Origin of the sequence: Nostoc cf. edaphicum LEGE 07299 (assembly GCF_015207245.1) — a bacterium.
Classification (GTDB): domain Bacteria; phylum Cyanobacteriota; class Cyanobacteriia; order Cyanobacteriales; family Nostocaceae; genus Nostoc; species Nostoc edaphicum_B.
In genome coordinates this window covers 1-4,235 of sequence record NZ_JADEXF010000495.1, presented here as the reverse complement: position 1 = coordinate 4,235, position 4,235 = coordinate 1, and the positions used below count along the sequence as shown (strand labels likewise).

General features: G+C 42.8%; 3 protein-coding genes. 2 read left to right on the top strand and 1 reads right to left on the bottom strand.

The window, feature by feature from the left end; genetic code table 11:
* Nucleotides 1–410: DUF6884 domain-containing protein (locus IQ229_RS15505; RefSeq protein ID WP_228013495.1), on the bottom strand; the 410-nt coding region annotated here is incomplete at its 3' end.
* Between the two features lie 86 nt (nucleotides 411–496).
* Between IQ229_RS15505 and IQ229_RS15500 the strand changes: the two genes are divergently transcribed.
* Nucleotides 497–673, top strand: a complete 177-nt coding sequence (locus IQ229_RS15500) for a hypothetical protein (RefSeq protein ID WP_194045098.1) — start codon at nucleotides 497–499, stop codon at nucleotides 671–673.
* Nucleotides 674–832: 159 nt separating this feature from the next.
* A partial coding sequence (locus tag IQ229_RS15495) for an ATP-binding protein (RefSeq protein WP_194045097.1) occupies nucleotides 833–4,235 on the top strand: 3,403 nt, incomplete at its 3' end.

Sequence of the window (4,235 nt, the reverse complement as noted above, 5' to 3'; positions counted from 1 at the left end):
GCAATTAGCTTTAGCAGATGCCCCTTTAAACCCACTAACGCACAGCTAAAACGCGATGCGGACTTATTGGAAAGAGTTAAAGTTAATAGCTTTGCATTACCTGAATCTATATAATTTATACTTTTATTTGAAGCAAAAAAAATGAAAGTTTGGTGGGAATGAGTCTTAACTGGTAGCTTTAAAGTACGCAGGTATTTATCCCCAAGTAAGACAAATATTAAATCATATCCGACAATTTCTTGTTGAAAATCTTCATGGATTCTGAGATAATTCCCCCACGAATAGACTTCATCATTCTTCATCGAATTAAAGGTGACAGAGTAGGGAACGATCGCTTTGTCTTCCGGGATTAGCCCATAACCTGCTGAAATGATTTTTACATCTACTGCTTTTTTAGAGGAGACAGTCAAAAGTCTGTTGCAGGCGTTGGGGAAACTGAATCGACCTTATCTTACTCCTGTGGAAAAGAAATTGTTGAATCTTCTGGAGTCGGAGTATGGGAGAATACCCTGAACAATTTTGGCAATTTGGCATCCAATGTCTTTGGGTTGCAGTTTCAATGGAGATATCAACACAACGAGACAGTCAAGAAGTTGTACGAGGAATAGGGCAAAACTTTCCGTTTTTAGTGTCCCGTGCTACGCCAGTTGTAAGCGTGAGTGCTGTAGAATAGCTCTACATAATTGATACAGCGCTCGTAAGTGAACGCCATCACTCTGCAACTGGCTAGAAATGAACAAAACCAAATAGGATTTCAGAAGATGAAAAATCTAGATAGCTGGATTGCTGTATAGTTTTGGTTATGCCAGATTATCATCTCAAGAGTTGCTCTATGATTGCTCTACCTGGTATTGCCATCCAAGACAAGATATATGAAAGTTCTAATTCTCTAGTGTACCGGGGCATCAGAGACGATGGAGTAGGGGTGGTAGTCAAAATGCTAAAGCTTGATTATCCCTCACCTCAAGAAATAACCCGCTATAGGCAGGAATATAAAATTACCCGTTCTCTCAACTTGGAGGGAGTGGTGAAGGCATACAGTCAGCAAGACTATCAACGCACTCTGGTGATTCTCTTAGAAGATTTTGGGGGAGAGTCCCTAGAGAAATGGATGCACAAGCGTCCAGATATTTTCTGCCCGATGCCTTTATCCCAATTTTTAAGTATCGCGATCGCTGTTTGCGACATTCTGGGCAGAATCCATGCAGCCAATATCATTCATAAAGATATCAATCCTGGAAACATAGTCTTTAATCTGGATACTGGCGTTGTCAAAATTATTGATTTTGGGATTGCAACCCAATTTAACCGCACCAATCCGACGTTCAAAAGTCCCCATGTGTTAGAAGGCACGCTTGCCTATCTGTCGCCAGAGCAAACTGGGCGGATGAACCGGATGCTCGACTATCGCACCGATTTCTACTCGCTGGGCGTGACCTTCTACGAACTGTTAACTGGACAGCTACCGTTCCCCACTCAAGACATCCTGGAGCTAGTTCATTGTCATATTGCCAAACCGCCGATTCCTGTGCATAAATTGAACGCCACGATTCCCAAACCCATTTCAGGCATAATTTTAAAGTTGATGGCGAAAAATGCGGAGGATCGCTATCAAAGTGCCTGGGGCATCAAAGCGGATCTAGAACGCTGCGCCGGGCAACTGGCAGAAATGGGTCAGATCAACGCCATGTCGTTGGGACTGCAAGATGTTTCAGAAGAGTTTTGCATTCCTCAGAAACTGTATGGACGAGAAGCGGAGACTAAAGCATTATTGGCGGCGTTTGACAGAGTGGCAGGAACGGGGAATGTTGGCGAAGCCCAGCGACCAGAGGAAAGCATCGGAAATTCTCAATTCAAAGTTGAAATGATGCTGGTTTCTGGCTATGCGGGAATTGGCAAATCAGCACTAGTGCAGGAACTTTACAAATCCATCACAGCAAAGCGCGGCTATTTTATCTCTGGTAAATTTGACCAATTAGGGCGTAATATTCCTTACAGCGCCATTGTGGATGCCCTGCAAAAGTTGGTGCAGCAACTTTTGGGGGAACCGGATGAGCAAGTGCAACAGTGGCGAGATCGTCTGCTCTCAGCTTTAGGAAGCAATGGGCAAATCATCATTGATGTCATTCCGGAAGTTGAATTAATTATTGGCAAACAGCCACCCGTACCCGAAGTTGGAGCAACGGAAGCTCAAAATCGCTTTAATCGAATCTTTCAAAATTTTGTGCGGGTGTTTTGTTCAAAAGAACATCCCCTGGTCATCTTCTTAGACGATTTACAATGGTTCGACTCCGCAACGCTGAAGTTAATCGAGTTAATATTACTCGATGAGCAAACCCAATATCTGTTTTTGATTGGAGCCTACCGAGATAATGAAGTGGCTCCAACGCATCCACTAATATTAACGCTGGAGAAACTGCGAAAACAAGGGGCAGTGCTTCAGGGGATTACCTTAGCACCCTTAACGCTCGAACCCTTGAGTCAACTGATTGCCGAGACATTACATTGCAATATTGACACTGTTCATCCCCTAGCCCAATTAGTGTTACGTAAAACCGAAGGCAACCCTTTCTTTGTCGGTGAATTTTTGCGAATGCTGTATAGCGAAAATCTGTTACTCTTTAATGCGAAACAGTTAAGCTGGCAGTGGGATATTGCTCAAATTCAAGCCCAAAATATTACCGATAATGTGGTGGAGTTGCTGCTGATCCAGTTGAAGAAATTGCCAAATGAAACACGGCGAATTCTTCGCTTAGCCGCTTGTGTTGGAGCTGAATTTGATTTAGAAACGTTAGCGATCATTTGTGAGCGCTCGCCTCAAGCGATTTTCCAGGGTTTACTAGCAGCAATACAAGCTGAATTAATTCAACCTTTATCTGAATTAGACGAAAACTTGTTAGTTCAAGACTACAAGTTTTTACACGATCGCGTTCAGCAAGCGGCTTATGCTTTGATTGATGAATCGCAGAAACAGGTTGTTCATCTCCAAATCGGTCGTAATTTGCTCGAAAAAACTTCGCTAGAGCAACGATCCGATCGGTTGTTTGAAATCATCGATCATCTCAATCAAGGACTTGAGCTAATCACTGCTCGATCAGAACGAACTGAAATTGCCAGATTGAATTTAACGGCAGGTCAGAAAGCAAAGGCAGCAACGGCTTATGAAGCAGCTTTTAAGTATTTCACTACAGGGCTTAAACTCCTCAATTCAGAGAGTTGGCTCACTGAGTATGACCTCACCTTAGCGCTGTACTCAGAAGCAGCAGAAGCGGCGTATCTCCAGGGTTGCTTTGATGAGATGGAACAGTTGGTAGAAGTGGTACTCGATCGTGCCAAAACAGTGGTTGACAAAGTACAGGCTTACGATAGCAGAATTCAAGGATATTTGTCACAGGGCAACCTGAAAGAAGTACTAAAAACTGGATTGGAAGCGTTAAAGCTCTTGAGAATAGATTTAATAGAAAATCCAAGTCAGTTAGATGTTCAAAGAGAATTGGAGTCAACGGCTGCACTATTAGCTGGACGAGATATCGAAGACTTAATTAATCTAGCAAAGATGACCGCACCAGAACCGCTGGCAGCAATGTATATCCTGGTGAATATCGTGGTTGCTGCAAATATGGTGTCACCAGCACTGATGATACTGATTGTGTGCAAAATGGTAAATTTATCAATCAACTACGGCAATGCTACCTGGTCACCACTGAGTTATGCTGCCTACGGAGTTGTTCTAGGTGACGTTGTTCAAGACATTGAACTCGGTTATAAATTTGGTCAATTGGCTCTCAGCTTGACAGAACGATTGAATAGCAAAAAAAGGAATGCTAAAGCATTAGCGATATTTAGTGCCAACATCATGCACCGGAAGGTACATTTTAGGAAAATAATACCAATTCAGGTTGATGTTTATCAAAACGGAGTGGAAACCGGAGACTTTGAATTCGCTGGCTATGCTGCATGTAATGTATGTTGTTACTCGTTTCTTGCCGGTGAGGAACTCACGGAACTGGAACAAAAAACGGCAACCTACAGCAAAGCAATCAGACAAATCAGACGGGAAAACCCCTCTAATTGGATTGCAGTGTTGTGGCAGACAATCCTTAATCTGTTAGGTAGATCTGAGAATCCCACCCGTTTGATTGGTAGTGTATATAATGAAGAGCAAGCACTATCGCGCGCTATTGCAGTTAAAGACAGAACTGAAATTCCCTACCTCTATTTAAACAAAATTATAC